This window comes from Pseudomonas sp. PA1(2017) (assembly GCF_001945375.1).
Taxonomy (GTDB): Bacteria; Pseudomonadota; Gammaproteobacteria; order Pseudomonadales; family Pseudomonadaceae; genus Aquipseudomonas.
Window position 1 is genome coordinate 1,264,467 of the sequence record NZ_MSXU01000009.1, and the last position, 15,786, is coordinate 1,280,252.

The window sequence follows — 15,786 nt, forward strand, 5'->3', positions numbered from 1 at the left end:
CTGCGTGGGAGCGCCGACCCCGCTCGAAAGGATTGTGGCCTTGTTGCAAGAGCGGCGTCGCACGATTCGCCGCGGGGTCGCGGCTCCCACAATGACCGCGAGCAACCCACCACCTGCGTGGGAGCGCCGACCTCGGCGCGAAAGGGTTGTGGCCTTGTTGCAAGACCGGCGTCGTACGCACGATTCGCCGCGGGGTCGCGGCTCACACAATGACCGCAAGCAACCCACCACCTGCGTGGGAGCGCCGACCCGGCGCGAAAGGATTGTGGCCTTGTTGCAAGAGCGGCGTCGTACGCACGATTCGCCGCGGGGTCGCCGCTCCCACAATGACCGCGAGCAACCCACCACCTGTGTGGGAGCGCCGACCCGGCGCGAAAGGATTGTGGCCTTGTTGCAAGAGCGGCGTCGTACGCACGATTCGCCGCGGGGTCGCCGCTCCTACGAGATGGCGAGCAACCAGCCGCAGGTTAGGAGCGGCGCGCCTGATGCAGCTTGGCGACCAGTTCCGCTTCGGCCTTGCTGAGGCCGCAGGACTGGGTCAGGTCGTCGGCACTGGCGCCCATGCCGACCAGACGGGCGGCCTGGGTGAAGGACAGGCTGGTGGGGTCGCGTTGTTCGATCTGCGTCAGCTTGTCGGGCAGCGGCGCAACGGTGCGCCGCAACTCGTGCAGTTCCTCGCCCATGCGGATGCTACCCGTCAGATAGGTGTCCAGGCGCTTGCCCAACTCGCGGATACGCTGGTCACGCTGGGCATCGCGCTCGGCCTGCAGTTGGCTGGCCAGGCGCAGACGTCCGGCAAGCCAGACGCAAGTGCCCACCAGCCCGGCACAGACCAGGGCGAGAACGATGAGTGCGGCTTCGAGCACTTCAGATGCTCTCCAGCTCCGACCACTCCTCCTCGGTCATCATCTTGTCCAGCTCGACCAGAATCAGCAGTTCGCCGTTCTTGTTGCACACACCCTGGATGAACTTGGCCGACTCGTCGTTACCGACGTTCGGAGCGGTTTCCACCTCGGACTGGCGCAGGTAAACCACTTCGGCCACGCTGTCGACCAGAATGCCCACCACCTGCTTGTCCGCCTCGATGATGACGATGCGGGTGTTGTCGGTGACGTCGGAGGAATCCAGGCCAAAACGCTGGCGCGTGTCGATGACGGTCACCACGTTGCCGCGCAGGTTGATGATCCCCAGCACGTAGCTCGGCGCGCCCGGCACCGGGGCGATCTCGGTGTAACGCAGCACTTCCTGCACCTGCATCACGTTGATGCCGTAGGTCTCGTTGTCCAGACGGAACGTGACCCACTGCAGGATCGGATCTTCAGCGCCTTGTGCAGAGCTTTTCTTCATGGCCTAGCCTCGTCATTGACCGCACGTTGCGGTGCGCGGGAGTCCCGCTATTCAAGTGATCGCACGCTGTAGCGCGTACGAACGTTATCAGTGTATCTGCCCGTTGTGCATGCGCTTGGTAGCGCCGCTGGCGATCAGCTCGGCCAGCGCGGCGACATCAAGTAGCGCGCACATGTGTTCGATCACGGTTCCTGCCAGCCACGGCCGCTGCGAGCGCTGGCTGCGCCATTTGATTTCGTCCGGATTGAGGCGGATCGAGCGGCTGACCTGGTGCACCGCCAGCCCCCACTCGTAGCCCTGCACGGAAATCACGTACTGCAGGCCTTGCTTGAAATCATCCCGGTAACGATCGGGCATTACCCAGCGGGCGGTATCGAGCACCTTAAGGTTGCCGGACTGTGATGGCAGTATGCCCAAAAACCAGTCGGGTTGGCCAAACAAAGGTGTCAGATCCTGGCCCGCCAGTGGGTAGATCGAGCCCAGACACACCAGCGGCACCGCCAGGGTCAACCCGGCCACATCGAACAACAGGCATTCGAACGGCTCTTCGGCCCACTCGGGACGGCCGTCGGGCTGGCTGGAGAAAATCTGTGGTGCAGGGCGATGCACGTCGACGACCGGCTCGACCACCGGCGGCATCGGAATGGGTTCGACGACGACCGGCGCAACCGCCTCGGCCACCGGAGCGGCCACCTCGACGACCGGCTCGCTGACCACTTCGGCCACGGCAGGCTGAACCAGGGTCAGCGCCGGCGCTTCGGCGCGCGGCACCAGCTGCGCATCACGTACCTGCTCCTCGAGCACGGCGGCCTCGAAATCATCGAGGGCGCTATCTTCGAGGGTTTGTTCGAGCTCGATGGCGGCATCCTGCAGCAACCCATCGAGGTAGGACTGCAGCGCCAGTTGGGGCCGAGTTGCGGTAGCAGTGGAACGACTCATGAAGGCAACCTGCAGAAGATATCTGTATGAGCTATCGGCCGCTGGGGCGGCAGACTTGAGCCGGTTCGCGCAGAATATTCAGCCGCCATGATCAAGCCACCTGGGAAGCAGGCTGCTGCGCCAGCAAATGCTTGAGCAGCGCACGGTAGGCGATGGTGCCCCGGCTGTTGCCGTCGAACTGCGACGGCGTCAGCCCTGCCCGGCTGGCATCACGAAGGCGCGTATCGACTGGAATGTAGGCCTGCCAGAGCTGCTCGGGGTAAGCATTCTTGAGCAGACGCAGGGTCGACAGCGATGCCTGGGTGCGGCGGTCGAACAGCGTCGGCACGATGGTGTACGGCAGCGCCTGCTTGCGCGAGCGATTGATCATGGTCAGGGTGTTGACCATGCGCTCCAGGCCCTTGACCGCCAGGAACTCGGTCTGCACGGGAATCACCAACTGCTGGCTGGCCGCCAGCGCATTGACCATCAGCACGCCGAGCAACGGTGGGCTGTCGATCACCGCGTAGTCGAAGTCCTGCCACAGCTGCGCCAGGCTCTTGGCGATCACCAGGCCCAGGCCGCTCTGCCCAGGCGACTGGCGCTCCAGGGTGGCCAGCGCGGTGCTCGACGGCAGCAGGGAAATACGTTCGTGGCTGGTGGGCAGCAGCAGTTGCTTCGGCAAGCCCTCCGGTACACTGCCCTGGTGCTGGAAGAGGTCGAAATTGCTGTTTTCCAGGGTGTCCGGGTCGTGTCCAAAATAACTGGTCATCGAGCCATGGGGGTCGAGATCGACCACCACCACGCGCTTGCCGGCATCGGCCAGCAGACCCGCCAGGGCGATACTGGAAGTGGTCTTACCCACGCCGCCTTTCTGATTGGATACAGCCCACACTCTCATAATCTTCATCCTCCCGGGGACAGGCTATGCCCGGCCGAGACTAGTTGCCCGCTTCACGGACTGGCGACGGGGAATTGACGGCGCCGTTGGCAGGCGTCGGTGCTGCAGGCCCTGTAGCAGGTTGCGTGCCAGCGCGCTGTAGCGCCGCGTCAGGCTGTGCATTGGCGCTTCCCACACCACTAACACTACGCCGTACATCGAGATTGCGCGAGACCACCAGCACAACGCGGCGGTTACGCGCCCTGCCCTCGGCGGTGCCATTGTCGGCCACCGGCTGGAATTCACCATAGCCCACGGCGGCCAGGCGCGAAGGATCGACGCCGTCCATGGCCAACATGCGCACGATGCTCGCCGCACGCGCCGTAGACAGCTCCCAGTTGGTCGGGTATTGCGCCGTCTTGATCGGCTGGTTGTCAGTGAAGCCCTCGACGTGCACTGGGTTGCCATAAGGCGCCAGGATCTTGGCGATTTTTTCGATGATCTCGAACGCCTCGTCGTTGGGCAACGCATCACCGCTGGGAAACAGCAGCCCGGAACTCAGTTCGATCTCGATCCACAGCTCGTTGCCACGCACCTTGAGCTGATCGCTTTGCAGCAGGCCGCCAAAGGCATCGCGGATACTGTCGGCGATGTTCTGCAGGGTGGACGCCGCTATCTGCTGAGGCGATGCCTCGTCGACCATCGAACGATCCGGCTCGGTCGTACGTGGGCGCTCGTCACCCACCGGAATCGGCTTGATCGAGCGATCCGGCTGGTTGAATACGCCGGTGAGGGTTTCCGACAGAATCTTGTACTTGCCTTCGTTGATCGAGGAAATCGAGTACATGACCACGAAGAAGGCGAACAATAGGGTGATGAAATCGGCATAGGAAACCAGCCAGCGCTCGTGGTTCTCATGCTCTTCGTGGCGGCGTCGGCGGGCCATGATCAGCTCATGAAGCCTTGCAGCTTCAGCTCGATGGACCGTGGATTTTCGCCCTCACCGATCGACAGGATGCCTTCCAGAAGCATCTCCCTATACGCCGACTGGCGAAGCGCGACCGATTTGAGCTTGTTACCGATGGGCAGCAACAGCAGGTTGGCGATGGCCACACCGTAGATGGTGGCGACGAATGCCACGGCAATGCCGCTGCCCAGCAGGCTGGGATCGGCTAGGTTGCCCATCACGTGGATCAGCCCCATGACCGCGCCGATGATGCCGATGGTCGGCGCATAGCCGCCCATGCACTCGAAGAACTTGGCAGCCTGAATGTCACGGCTTTCCTGGGTGTAGAGATCCACTTCGAGAATGCTGCGGATGGCCTCGGGCTCAGCGCCATCGACCAGCAGTTGCAGGCCCTTGCGCGCATAGGGATCGGGCTCGCCGTCGGCAACTGCCTCCAGGCCCAGCAGGCCTTCCTTGCGCGCGGTCATGCTCCAGTTCACCACACGGTCGATGCCGCCCGGCAGGTCGATCTGCGGCGGCACGAAAATCCAGCGCAGGATGCTCACCGCCCGCTTGAAAACCGCCACGGGCGTCTGCAGCAAGGCCGCTCCCAGGGTTCCGCCGATCACGATCAAGGCCGCCGGGCCATTGAGCAGTGCCGAGGCATGACCGCCTTCCAGGTAGTTGCCGCCAAGGATCGCGACGAACGCCAGAATGACGCCGATCAGGCTCAGCACATCCATCAGAGGCAGGCCTCGACCAGATGGCGACCGATATCATCGAGGGGATAGACCGCGTCGGCCAGATTGGCTTTGACGATGGCCATGGGCATGCCGTAGATCACGCAACTGGCTTCATCCTGGGCCCAGACCTGGCTGCCGCCCTGTTTGAGCAGGCGCGCGCCCTCGCGGCCGTCGGCGCCCATGCCGGTCAGCACCACGGCCAGCACCTTGTCGTTGTACGACTTGGCCGCCGAACCGAAGGTGATGTCCACGCAGGGCTTGTAGTTCAGGCGCTCGTCACCGGGCAGGATGCGGATGGTGCCGCGGCCGTCGATCATCATCTGCTTGCCGCCCGGCGCCAGAATGGCCAGCCCGGGGCGCAGGATATCGCCGTCCTCGGCTTCCTTGACGTTGATCTTGCAGAGCTTGTCCAGACGCTCGGCGAAGGCCTTGGTGAAGGCGGCCGGCATGTGTTGGATAAGCACGATGGGCGTCGGAAAATTGGCCGGCAACTGGGTCAATACACGCTGCAGGGCCACCGGGCCGCCGGTCGAGGTACCGATCGCCACCAGTTTGTAGGCCTTGCGCTTGGGCGCCGCGCTGGACGAAGTCGCATGCCGCTCGGCTGGCGGATGACTAACGCTCGGCTGCGGGCGTGCTGCTGGTGCAGGCGTGCTCGGCGTGCTGGCGGGTCGGCTCAGGCTACCGCCGGCAGGCGACGTCAGGGACGCCGTGCCGATCCCCCGGCGGTTGCTGCGCGAGATGCTGTGAACCTTCTCGCACAGCAACTGCTTGACCTTCTCGGGATTGCGCGAGATGTCTTCGAAGTTCTTCGGCAGAAAGTCCACCGCACCGGCATCCAGGGCGTCCAGGGTGACCCGGGCGCCTTCGTGGGTGAGCGAGGAGAACATCAGAACCGGCGTGGGGCAGCGCTGCATGATGTTGCGCACGGAGGTGATGCCGTCCATGAGCGGCATCTCGTAATCCATGGTGATCACGTCCGGCTTCAATGCCAGGGCCTGATCGATGGCCTCACGTCCGTTGGTGGCCGTACCGACCACGGTGATGTTGGGATCCGACGAGAGAATTTCCGAAACCCTGCGGCGGAAAAAACCGGAGTCATCGACTACCAGTACCTTGACAACCATAAACACTCCTAAGCGGCACGGCCGTCGCCGTGCCGCGGACGATCAGAGACGCCGTGCGTAGCGCTTGAGCATGCTGGGCACATCGAGGATCAGCGCGATGCGACCATCACCGGTGATGGTCGCGCCGGACATGCCGGGCGTGCCCTGCAGCATCTTGCCCAGCGGCTTGATCACCACCTCTTCCTGGCCAACCAGTTGGTCGACCACGAAGCCGATGCGCTGGTTGCCCACGGTGAGAATCACCACATGCCCTTCACCCTGCTCCTCATGAGCCGCGCTGCTCACCAGCCAGCGCTTGAGGTAGAACAGCGGTAGCGCCTTGTCGCGCACGATCACCACTTCCTGGCCATCGACCACGTTGGTACGCGACAGATCGAGGTGGAAGATCTCGTTGACGTTGACCAGCGGGAAGGCGAACGCCTGGTTGCCCAGCATCACCATCAGCGTCGGCATGATCGCGAGAGTCAGCGGCACCTTGATGACGATCTTCGAGCCCTGACCCTTCTGGGAGAATACGTTGACCGTACCGTTGAGCTGGGAAATCTTGGTCTTCACCACGTCCATGCCCACGCCGCGGCCGGACACGTCGGAAATCTCGGTCTTGGTCGAGAAGCCGGGCGCGAAGATCAGGTTGTAGCATTCCAGATCGGTCAGGCGATCGGCCGCGTCCTTGTCCAACAGGCCTTTTTCCACGGCCTTGCTGCGCAGCACGTCGGCATCCATACCCTTGCCGTCATCGGTGATCATCAGCAGGATGTGGTCGCCTTCCTGCTCGGCGGACAGCACCACGCGGCCGGTACGCGACTTGCCGGCCGCCTCGCGCTCGTCCGGGCTTTCCACGCCGTGGTCGACGGCGTTGCGCACCAAGTGCACCAACGGGTCGGCCAGGGCCTCGACCAGGTTCTTGTCCAGGTCGGTCTCTTCACCGACCAGCTCCAGGTTGATCTCCTTCTTGAGCTGGCGAGCCAGGTCGCGAACCAGGCGCGGGAAACGCCCGAAGACCTTCTTGATCGGCTGCATGCGGGTCTTCATGACCGAGGTCTGCAGATCAGCGGTGACCACATCGAGGTTCGATACGGCCTTGGACATGGCCTCGTCGCCGCTGTTGAGCCCCAGGCGCACCAGACGGTTACGCACCAGCACCAGCTCGCCGACCATGTTCATGATCTCGTCCAGGCGAGCCGTGTCGACCCGAACGGTGGTTTCCGCCTCGCTGGCCGGCGCGGCAGCCGCCGCTGGTGCCGGTGCCGGCTTGCTGGCTTCCGCCTTGGCGGCAACAGGAGCTGGCCTGCTGGGTTCTGGCTTGGCTACGGGCGCTGGCGCTGCCTTGGCCGGCTCGGCCTTGGCAGCAGGCGGCGCGGCCTTGGCTGGCTCGGGAGCAGGAGCCGGTTTGGCGGCAGGTGCAGCAGCGGCTGCCGGAGCTACGGCCGGGGCGACGAACTGGCCCTTGCCATGCAACTGATCGAGCAGTGCTTCGAATTCGTCGTCGGTGATCTCGTCGCCCGGCGTTGCCGTCGCAACAGGCTCCGCAGCCGGCGCTGCCACCGGTGCAGCAGCGGCCGCGACGGCGGGTGCGGCGAACTGGCCTTTGCCATGCAGCTGATCGAGCAGCGCTTCGAATTCGTCGTCGGTGATTTCATCGCCCGGCGCCGCCGCAGCGGCAGGCTCGGCAGCCGGGGTGGCTACCGGCGCGGTCGCCGGCGCAGCGAACTGGCCCTTGCCATGCAGCTGATCGAGCAGCGACTCGAATTCGTCATCGGTAATTTCGTCTGTCGTGGCGCTGGCTGGCGCCGGCGATTCGTCGCCCAGGGCATCGAGCAATTGCTCGAATTCGCTGTCAGAGATATCTGCTGAAGGCTCGACCGCTGCAGCTACAGGCTCTGCAGGGGCCGGTTGCGGCTCGGCCGCCGCAGCGGGCGCAGCCTCTGGCTCGGCGCCACCCGGCTCGGCCAGGCGCGAGAGCGCAGCCAGCAGCTCCGGCGAGGCAGGCGTCAGCTCCACACGCTCGCGCACCTCGGCGAACATGCCGTTGACGGCGTCCAGTGCTTCGAGCACGACGTCCATCAGCTCGGAATCCACACGACGCTCGCCCTTGCGCAGGATGTCGAACACGTTTTCGGCAATATGGCAGCACTCCACCAGCTCATTGAGCTGCAGGAAGCCGGCACCACCTTTTACCGTGTGAAACCCTCGAAAAATTGCGTTGAGCAGGTTCATATCGTCCGGGCGGCTTTCCAGCTCCACCAACTGCTCGGACAATTGCTCGAGAATTTCGCCGGCCTCTACCAGGAAATCCTGGAGGATTTCTTCATCGGCGCCGAAGCTCATATGACGTGCTCCTAAAAACCCAGACTGGACAGCAAATCGTCGACGTCGTCTTGGTTGGAGGCGACATCATCACGCTTATCGGCATGAATCTGCGGACCTTCACCGCGGGACGGATTTTTTTCTTTGTTTTGCTCGGCACGCAACTCTTCGTGGTTGTGATCGATACCCGCGAAGCGATCGACCTGGCTGGCCATCAGCACCAGTTTGAGGAGATTGCTTTCGACCTCGGTCACCAGCTGGGTGACGCGCTTGATCACCTGACCGGTCAGATCCTGATAATCCTGCGCCAGCAGAATATCGTTGAGATGACCCGACAGCTTGCTGGTGTCACGCTGGCTGCGCGCCAGGAACAGCTCGATACGCTTGGCCAGCTCGCGGAACGCGTCGGCGCTCATCTCGCGGCGCATGAAGCGCCCCCAGTCCTCGGCGAGCGAATCGGCTTCGCTGCTCAGGTCATTGACCAGCGGCGCACTCTGCTCGACCAGGTCCATGGTGCGGTTGGCCGCACGCTCGGTCATGGTCACCACATAGTTCAGGCGCTCGGTGGCATCGGAGATCTGCGAGATTTCCTTGGCGTGCGGTACCCGCGGGTCGAGCTGAAAGTTGACGATCGCGTTGTGCAGCTCACGGGTGAGCTTGCCGACTTCGAGGTAAAGCCCCCGGTCGCGCGCCTTGTTCAGTTCGTTGATCAGCTGTACGGCTTCGCCAAAGTTGCCCTGTTCGAGGCTGTCGACCAGTTGGCGGGCATTGCTTTTCAGGGTCGACTCGAGGTCAACCTCGTTAGATTCATGGTGTTCCATAACAACCTCGCGGCAGACATCAGCCGTTGACTCGCTCGAAGATTTTCTCGATCTTTTCCTTGAGCACCTGAGCAGTGAACGGCTTGACTACATAGCCATTCACACCGGCTTGCGCGGCCTCGATGATCTGATCGCGTTTGGCTTCCGCCGTGACCATCAGCACCGGCAGGTGCTTGAGTCGCTCGTCGGCGCGCACGGCGCGCAACAGGTCGATGCCCGTCATGCCCGGCATGTTCCAATCGGTTACCAGAAAATCGAAGCTACCGCTCTGCAGCATCGGCAACGCAGTCGTGCCGTCATCGGCCTCGGCCGTGTTGGTGAACCCCAGATCACGCAAGAGGTTCTTGATGATCCGTCGCATCGTCGAGAAATCATCGACGATGAGGATTTTCATGTTCTTGTCCAAGTCGACCTCCGTACAGTCCTAAAACGCCTGCAACAACGTGCAGCGCTTATTAATCGTGAAACCGGCCTGGCAGAACGCCGCAAACCATTGCGCTCGGCTTTGCTGCGTTCACTGTGTGTCCAGCGCCCTGCTAATCCTGCAATCTACTGCAAGGGCTGGCTCGACCAACTCCAGCCCCTGAACAATTTCCTATGCGCGCCACTCCCCCAACCGCGCCCGTAAGCGCGCGGCACACTGACTGTGCAGTTGGCTGACCCGCGACTCACTCACCCCCAGTACCTCGCCGATTTCCTTGAGATTCAACTCCTCGTCGTAATACAGCGACAACACCAGCCGCTCACGCTCCGGCAGATTACTGATGGCATCGGCCAGCGCGGCCTGGAAACGATTGTCTTCCAGCTCATGCGAAGGCCCGTGATGCAGGGAACTCGTGTCTTCCTGCAGACCGCCGTTTTCGCCTTCCTGCAAGAGGTCGTCGAAACTGAACAGGCGGCTGCCCAAAGTGTCGCCAAGAATGCCGTAGTAATCTTCGAGACTCAATTGGAGTTCGGCAGCAACCTCGTGATCTTTAGCGTCGCGACCGGTTCTGGCCTCAATTTTTCGTATTGCATCGCTGACCATGCGGCTATTGCGGTGTACCGAGCGCGGCGCCCAGTCACCCTTGCGCACTTCGTCGAGCATGGCGCCGCGAATACGAATGCCCGCAAAGGTCTCGAAACTGGCGCCCTTGCCAGCATCGTACTTACGCGATGCTTCGAGCAGGCCGATCATGCCGGCCTGGATCAGGTCGTCGACCTGCACGTTGGCGGGCAGACGGGCCAGCAGGTGGTAGGCGATGCGTTTTACCAGCGGCGCGTGGCGCTCGATCAACTGATGCTGTGAATCTCGTGCTTGTGCCTTGCTGTACATTCGGAGTCCAGAGGCTGTCGTCATACAGCCGTGTCTGCAGTCGGTTGATGCACCAGGCGCTCCACGAAAAACTCCAGATGGCCACGCGGGTTGGCCGGCAAGGGCCATGCATCGACCTTCTGGGCAATCGCCTTGAACGCCAGCGCGCACTTCGAACGAGGGAACGCCTCATACACCGCACGTTGTTTCTGTACGGCCTTGCGAACCGACTCGTCGTAGGGCACCGCGCCGACATACTGCAGCGCAACATCCAGAAAACGGTCGGTCACCTTGGTCAGCTTAGCAAACAGATTGCGGCCTTCCTGTGGGCTGTGCGCCATGTTGGCGAGCACACGGAAACGGTTCATGCCGTGGTCGCGATTGAGCAGCTTGATCAGCGCGTAGGCATCGGTGATGGAGGTCGGTTCGTCGCACACCACCACCAGCACTTCCTGGGCAGCACGCACGAAGCTGACCACCGAGTCGCCGATACCGGCAGCGGTGTCGACGATCAATACGTCGAGGTTGTCGCTGATGTCGCTGAAGGCCTGGATTAGGCCGGCGTGCTGCATGGGCGTGAGCTGCACCATGGCCTGGGTGCCCGAAGCGGCGGGCACGATGCGAATGCCACCGGGGCCCTGCAGGACCACGTCACGCAGATCGCATTGGCCGTCGATGACGTCGGCCAGGGTACGTTTGGCGGTCAGGCCGAGCAGCACGTCGACGTTGGCCAGGCCCAGGTCGGCATCCATGAGCATGACGCGCCGACCGAGATCGGCGAGCGCCAGTGACAAGTTCACCGACACATTGGTCTTGCCAACGCCGCCTTTGCCGCCAGTCACCGCGATCACCTGTACGGGATGCATACCCATCTTATCTACACACCTTATCTAAACTTCGCTGTGGGCCCTGGAGCCATTGTGCGCTGTCGCGGCGAGCACGACCAGCGCTTCGCCACACTCAACCCGTTCAACCGGCCTGCCTGGCCGGGTTCTGATAAAGCCCGGCGAACATATCGGCCATCGTATCTTCACTCGGCTCGTCCGGCGCCTGCAGGCCAACGGCGCGACTGACCAGTTGGTGACTGCGCGGCACGTGGACATCATCCGGAATGCGCGGGCCATCTGCCAGGTAGGCTACCGGCAGACGGTGGCCAATAGCCAGACCCAATACCTCGCCCATGCTGGCGGCTTCATCCAGTTTACTCAGAATGCAGCCGGCCAGCCCACAGCGCTTGTAGCTGTGATAGGCCGCCTTGAGCACCTGCGCCTGGCTGGTAGCGGCCAGCACCAGGTAGTTGCGTGCGTTGATGCCACGACTGGCCAGCGCTTCGAGCTGCATGCGCAGCGCCGGATCATTGGCCGGCAGGCCGGCAGTATCGATCAGCACCACGCGCTTGCGGGCCAGCGGTGCGAGCGCCTGGGTCAGCGATTGCCCGGGGTCGACCTGGGTCACCGAGACGCCAAGAATCCGTCCCAGGGTCTTGAGCTGCTCCTGGGCACCGATGCGGTAGCTGTCCATGCTCACCAGGGCGATGCTGGCAGCGCCGTACTTGAGTACATAGCGCGCGGCCAGCTTGGCCAGGGTGGTGGTCTTGCCCATGCCCGCCGGGCCGACCAGGGCGATCACGCCGCCCTCTTCCATCGGCTCCTGCTTGGGGGTCTGGATCGAATGCGCGAGATGCGCCAGGACCATGCGCCAGGCCTGGCGCTGATCGGCGATCGACGCCACGCGCTCGAGCAGCGTGCGCGCCAGCTCGGCGGGCAGCCCCATGCGCTGCAGGCGACGCCACAAGGTGGCTTGCTGCGGGCGACGAGCCTGCATCTGCCCCCAGGCCATCGAGCCCATCTGCATTTCGATCAGCTCACGCAGGCCATGCAGTTCGGAACGCATGGAATCCAGCGCCGACTGGTCGACCGAGGCCGCAGCCGGTTTCTGCTGCTGACGCTGCAGCACCGCATCCAGGCTGTCGACCGGCGGCGTGCCAGGCGCAGCGCCAAACAGCTGACGATCCTTGCCGGCATCGAGCTGGTTGCGCGTGCTCAGCTCGGCATGAGCCGAGGCGATGCGCGACTGGGTCTTGCGCAGCTCGGCTTCCAGCGCCGGGTTGGCCTGGCGCGCCGGAACCGGCGGAGCCTGATAATCGAGCGCAGCCGTCAATTCCACACCACCGGCCACACGGCGGTTGGCGATGATGGTCGCATCGGCGCCCAGCTCATCGCGAACCAGCTTCATGGCTTGGCGCATATCGGCAGCGAAAAAGCGTTTGACCTGCATGGCCCGTACCCTCGATTAGTTCTGCCCCACCGTCGCAACGATGGTGACCTGCTTGTTGTCCGGAATTTCCTGGTACGCCAGAACATGCATGCTCGGGACGGCCAACCGGGCGAAACGCGAGAGCATTCCCCGAACCGGCCCGGCTGCCAGCAGAATCACCGGCTTGCCAAGCATCTCCTGACGCTGCGCTGCTTCCACCAGGGAACGCTGCAGCTTCTCGGCCATGCCAGGTTCGAGGAGGATGCCATCCTCGGAGCCCTGACCGGCCTTCTGAAGACTATTTAGCAATATCTGTTCCAACCTTGGCTCAAGGGTGATCACAGGCAGCTCCGGCTCTAGTCCCACGATGTTTTGCACGATTGCCCGGGACAGCGCCACACGAACTGCCGCGACCATGGCGGCGGGATCTTGACTCCTTGGTGCGACGTTGGCGATGGCTTCGGCGATGGTGCGAATGTCGCGCACCGGCACCTGCTCCTGCAGCAGCGCCTGCAGCACCTTGAGCAGGGTCGACAGGGAAATCAGCCCGGGCACCAGCTCTTCGGCAAGCTTTGGCGAGCTTTTCGCCAGCAATTGCATGAGTTGCTGGACTTCCTCGTGGCCCAGCAGCTCGTGGGCGTGCTTGTGCAGGATCTGATTGAGGTGCGTGGCCACCACGGTGCTGGCGTCCACCACGGTGTAGCCGAGCGATTGCGCCTGGTCGCGCTGGCCCGGATCGATCCACACGGCTTCGAGGCCGAACGCCGGATCTCTGGCGGCCACCCCATTCAGAGTGCCGAACACCTGGCCAGGGTTGATCGCCAGCTCGCGATCTGGGTAGACCTCGGCTTCGGCGACGCTGACGCCCATCAGCGTCAGGCGATAAGCGTTAGGCTGCAGATCCAGGTTGTCGCGGATATGCACCGACGGCATCAGGAAACCCATTTCCTGGGAAAGCTTCTTGCGTACGCCCTTGATACGCGCCAGCAACTGGCCACCCTGATTGCGGTCGACCAGTGGGATCAGCCGGTAGCCGACTTCCAGACCGACCATGTCCACCGGCACCACATCGTCCCAGCCCAGCTCCTTGACCTCCTGAGCGCGTTGGGCTGGCAGCAGCTCCTGCTGGCGCTGCACTTCGATGACTTCGGCTTCTTTGACCTTGCGCTGCTTGTTGGCGATCCAGTAGGCCGCGCCAGCCGCCACAAGCCCGAGGCTGATGAACGACATGTGCGGCATGCCAGGCACCAGGCCCATGGCGATCATGATGGCGGCGGATACGGCCAGGGCACGCGGCGAGGCGAACATCTGGCGGTTGACCTGGGCACCCATGTCCTCGGCGCTGGATACGCGCGTCACCATGATCGCGGCGGCGGTGGACAGCAGCAGCGACGGGATCTGCGCGACCAGGCCGTCACCGATGGTCAGCAGAGTGTAGATGCGCCCGGCATCGCCGAAACTCAGGCCGTGCTGCAGCATGCCGATGGCCATGCCGCCGATGAGGTTGATGAACAGGATCAGCAGGCCGGCGACGGCGTCACCGCGCACGAACTTGCTGGCACCGTCCATGGAGCCATAGAAGTCGGCTTCCTGGGCCACTTCGCTACGGCGCTTCTTGGCTTCCACTTGATCGATCAGGCCGGCATTGAGGTCGGCGTCGATGGCCATCTGCTTGCCGGGCATGGCGTCCAGGGTGAAGCGTGCGCTCACCTCGGAAATACGCCCGGCACCCTTGGTGACGACCACGAAGTTGATGATCATGAGGATCGCGAACACCACGATACCGACCACGTAGTTGCCGCCGATCACCACCTCACCAAAGGCCTGGATCACCTTGCCCGCGGCGTCGTGACCGTCCTGGCCGTGCAGCAGCACCACTCGGGTGGAGGCCACGTTGAGGGCCAGGCGCAGCAGCGTCGCGGCCAGCAGGATGGTCGGGAACACGGCGAAATCCAGCGGTCGCAGTGCGTAGATCGCCACCAGCAGCACGACGATGGACAGCGCGATACTGAAGGTGAACAGCACGTCGAGCAGGAACGGCGGGATCGGCAGCATGACCATGGCGAGCATGACCAGCAACAGCAGCGGAATGCCGAGATTGCCGTGACGCAGCCCCGAGAGGTTGCTGCGAACGTCGCCAATCATCTGTGCTCGATTTAGTGCCACGTGGGTACCCCGACTGATTCAATCTTTTGACGTCCAGGACGTCTCTGCAGCCGGTATTGCAAGAACCTTTCCAACTCGTCGAAAGCCTCGAAACAGAAGGCGGCAAGGCTGATTCCTATGGTAGGCCGAGGCACTGGCGGGACGAAAACACGAACCCCGCCGGCAAAAGCCCAGTCACAGCCTGTGAACGATGGCTTCGGCCAGACCAGTCCCCACCAAGGAGAGCACCATGAAACGTTGGATGATGGCCGCATTGGCCAGTTGCTGCGCGGCCAGCCTGCATGCCGCCGACAAAACCGTCGAACTCAATGCCGTGGACGCCAATGGCGTCGGCAGTTCGGTCGGCAAAGTGGTGATCAGCCAGAGCCCCTACGGCGTGGTGTTCACCCCGGAGCTGCACGATCTGGAGCCAGGCGTGCATGGCTTCCATGTGCACGGCAAACCCAGCTGCGACCCGGCACCCAAGGATGGCAAACCATCGGCTGCCGAAGCCGCTGGCGGCCACTGGGATCCGAAAAATACCGGCAAGCACGGCCTGCCCTGGGGCGAAGGCCATCTGGGCGACCTCCCCGCTTTGCTGGTGACCGCCGACGGCAAGGCCAACCAGCCCGTGCTGGCGCCGCGCATCAAGAGCGTGGATGAACTCAAGGATCTGTCGCTGATGGTTCACGCCGGTGGCGACAACCACGCCGATCATCCCAAGCCACTGGGCGGCGGCGGCGCACGCGTGGCCTGCGGCGTCATCAAGTAACTGGCGGTGGGGTAGCCCTGAAAGCCTGTTCATAATCTTTAAGACCAGGTTCGGCGACTTTGGCGGCTAAGTGGCGGTAGCGCACATCGGCGGGGTATTTGTGGGAGCGGGCCATGCCCGCGAAAAATCACGGGCATGGACTGGGCGTGCCTGCCCGCTCCCACAATGAGTCCGCCAGCATTACCGTGTTGTTCGCGCGCTCAGTTCCGCTCTGACGAGCGGGTTACTTT

General features: G+C 63.2%; 15 protein-coding genes. 1 reads left to right on the forward strand and 14 read right to left on the reverse strand.

The genetic code is table 11. The features are described from left to right. Positions 1–467: 467 nt before the first annotated feature. The 14 genes from BVH01_RS12695 to flhA form a co-directional block, all read right to left on the reverse strand. A complete protein-coding gene (locus BVH01_RS12695) occupies positions 468–866 on the reverse strand; it encodes a DUF2802 domain-containing protein (protein ID WP_027911376.1) in 399 nt (132 codons plus the stop codon). A 1-nt stretch (position 867) separates the two neighbouring features. Continuing rightward, entirely contained in the window at positions 868–1,347 is a 480-nt protein-coding gene (locus BVH01_RS12700; RefSeq protein WP_013791056.1) for a chemotaxis protein CheW, read from the reverse strand. An 87-nt stretch (positions 1,348–1,434) separates the two neighbouring features. Further along, entirely contained in the window at positions 1,435–2,286 is an 852-nt protein-coding gene (locus tag BVH01_RS12705) for a CheW domain-containing protein (RefSeq protein ID WP_075930645.1), read from the reverse strand. Positions 2,287–2,377: 91 nt separating this feature from the next. Continuing rightward, positions 2,378–3,166: a ParA family protein gene (locus tag BVH01_RS12710; RefSeq protein WP_075930646.1), complete on the reverse strand. Its 789-nt coding sequence runs from the start codon at positions 3,164–3,166 to the stop codon at positions 2,378–2,380. A gap of 40 nt (positions 3,167–3,206) precedes the next feature. Beyond that, positions 3,207–4,091, reverse strand: a complete 885-nt coding sequence (motD, locus tag BVH01_RS12715) for a flagellar motor protein MotD (protein WP_075930647.1) — start codon at positions 4,089–4,091, stop codon at positions 3,207–3,209. A gap of 2 nt (positions 4,092–4,093) precedes the next feature. Further along, positions 4,094–4,834: a flagellar motor protein gene (locus tag BVH01_RS12720; protein ID WP_075930648.1), complete on the reverse strand. Its 741-nt coding sequence runs from the start codon at positions 4,832–4,834 to the stop codon at positions 4,094–4,096. After that, positions 4,834–5,961, reverse strand: coding sequence for a chemotaxis response regulator protein-glutamate methylesterase (locus BVH01_RS12725; RefSeq protein WP_075930649.1), 1,128 nt, complete (start codon positions 5,959–5,961; stop codon positions 4,834–4,836). The genes BVH01_RS12720 and BVH01_RS12725 overlap by 1 nt, the downstream gene beginning before the upstream one ends. A gap of 42 nt (positions 5,962–6,003) precedes the next feature. Continuing rightward, entirely contained in the window at positions 6,004–8,289 is a 2,286-nt protein-coding gene (locus BVH01_RS12730) for a chemotaxis protein CheA (RefSeq protein ID WP_075930650.1), read from the reverse strand. Between the two features lie 11 nt (positions 8,290–8,300). Further along, positions 8,301–9,089 carry a protein phosphatase CheZ gene (locus BVH01_RS12735; RefSeq protein ID WP_075930651.1) on the reverse strand — a complete coding sequence of 263 codons (789 nt, stop codon included), beginning with the start codon at positions 9,087–9,089 and terminating at the stop codon, positions 8,301–8,303. Positions 9,090–9,108: 19 nt separating this feature from the next. Beyond that, complete coding sequence (locus tag BVH01_RS12740; RefSeq protein WP_170829026.1) at positions 9,109–9,483, reverse strand: chemotaxis response regulator CheY; 375 nt, start codon at positions 9,481–9,483, stop codon at positions 9,109–9,111. A gap of 201 nt (positions 9,484–9,684) precedes the next feature. Continuing rightward, a complete protein-coding gene (gene fliA / locus BVH01_RS12745) occupies positions 9,685–10,428 on the reverse strand; it encodes an RNA polymerase sigma factor FliA (RefSeq protein ID WP_013791047.1) in 744 nt (247 codons plus the stop codon). After that, entirely contained in the window at positions 10,425–11,255 is an 831-nt protein-coding gene (fleN, locus tag BVH01_RS12750; protein ID WP_177344609.1) for a flagellar synthesis regulator FleN, read from the reverse strand. Before fleN ends, fliA begins: the two co-directional genes overlap by 4 nt. Before the next feature lie 97 nt (positions 11,256–11,352). Then, a complete protein-coding gene (gene flhF, locus BVH01_RS12755) occupies positions 11,353–12,660 on the reverse strand; it encodes a flagellar biosynthesis protein FlhF (protein WP_075930652.1) in 1,308 nt (435 codons plus the stop codon). Positions 12,661–12,675: 15 nt separating this feature from the next. Further along, on the reverse strand, positions 12,676–14,784 hold the full coding sequence (flhA, locus tag BVH01_RS12760; RefSeq protein WP_075930653.1) for a flagellar biosynthesis protein FlhA: 2,109 nt from the start codon (positions 14,782–14,784) through the stop codon (positions 12,676–12,678). A 250-nt stretch (positions 14,785–15,034) separates the two neighbouring features. On the opposite strand from flhA, the gene sodC reads away from it, so the two are divergent. Beyond that, positions 15,035–15,556, forward strand: coding sequence for a superoxide dismutase family protein (gene sodC, locus BVH01_RS12765; protein ID WP_075930654.1), 522 nt, complete (start codon positions 15,035–15,037; stop codon positions 15,554–15,556). The last annotated feature ends 230 nt before the right edge of the window (positions 15,557–15,786 follow it).

Excerpts from the sequence above, each read along its gene's own strand:
- BVH01_RS12735 (WP_075930651.1), bottom strand. The coding sequence starts at position 9,089 with ATGGAACACCATGAATCTAACGAGGTTGACCTCGAGTCGACCCTGAAA.
- BVH01_RS12700 (WP_013791056.1), bottom strand. The coding sequence starts at position 1,347 with ATGAAGAAAAGCTCTGCACAAGGCGCTGAAGATCCGATCCTGCAGTGG.
- BVH01_RS12725 (WP_075930649.1), bottom strand. The coding sequence starts at position 5,961 with ATGGTTGTCAAGGTACTGGTAGTCGATGACTCCGGTTTTTTCCGCCGC.
- motD (WP_075930647.1), bottom strand. The coding sequence starts at position 4,091 with ATGGCCCGCCGACGCCGCCACGAAGAGCATGAGAACCACGAGCGCTGG.
- BVH01_RS12710 (WP_075930646.1), bottom strand. The coding sequence starts at position 3,166 with ATGAGAGTGTGGGCTGTATCCAATCAGAAAGGCGGCGTGGGTAAGACC.
- flhF (WP_075930652.1), bottom strand. The coding sequence starts at position 12,660 with ATGCAGGTCAAACGCTTTTTCGCTGCCGATATGCGCCAAGCCATGAAG.
- fleN (WP_177344609.1), bottom strand. The coding sequence starts at position 11,255 with ATGGGTATGCATCCCGTACAGGTGATCGCGGTGACTGGCGGCAAAGGC.
- BVH01_RS12720 (WP_075930648.1), bottom strand. The coding sequence starts at position 4,834 with ATGGATGTGCTGAGCCTGATCGGCGTCATTCTGGCGTTCGTCGCGATC.
- sodC (WP_075930654.1), top strand. The coding sequence starts at position 15,035 with ATGAAACGTTGGATGATGGCCGCATTGGCCAGTTGCTGCGCGGCCAGC.
- fliA (WP_013791047.1), bottom strand. The coding sequence starts at position 10,428 with ATGACGACAGCCTCTGGACTCCGAATGTACAGCAAGGCACAAGCACGA.
- BVH01_RS12730 (WP_075930650.1), bottom strand. The coding sequence starts at position 8,289 with ATGAGCTTCGGCGCCGATGAAGAAATCCTCCAGGATTTCCTGGTAGAG.
- BVH01_RS12740 (WP_170829026.1), bottom strand. The coding sequence starts at position 9,483 with ATGAAAATCCTCATCGTCGATGATTTCTCGACGATGCGACGGATCATC.
- flhA (WP_075930653.1), bottom strand. The coding sequence starts at position 14,784 with ATGATTGGCGACGTTCGCAGCAACCTCTCGGGGCTGCGTCACGGCAAT.
- BVH01_RS12705 (WP_075930645.1), bottom strand. The coding sequence starts at position 2,286 with ATGAGTCGTTCCACTGCTACCGCAACTCGGCCCCAACTGGCGCTGCAG.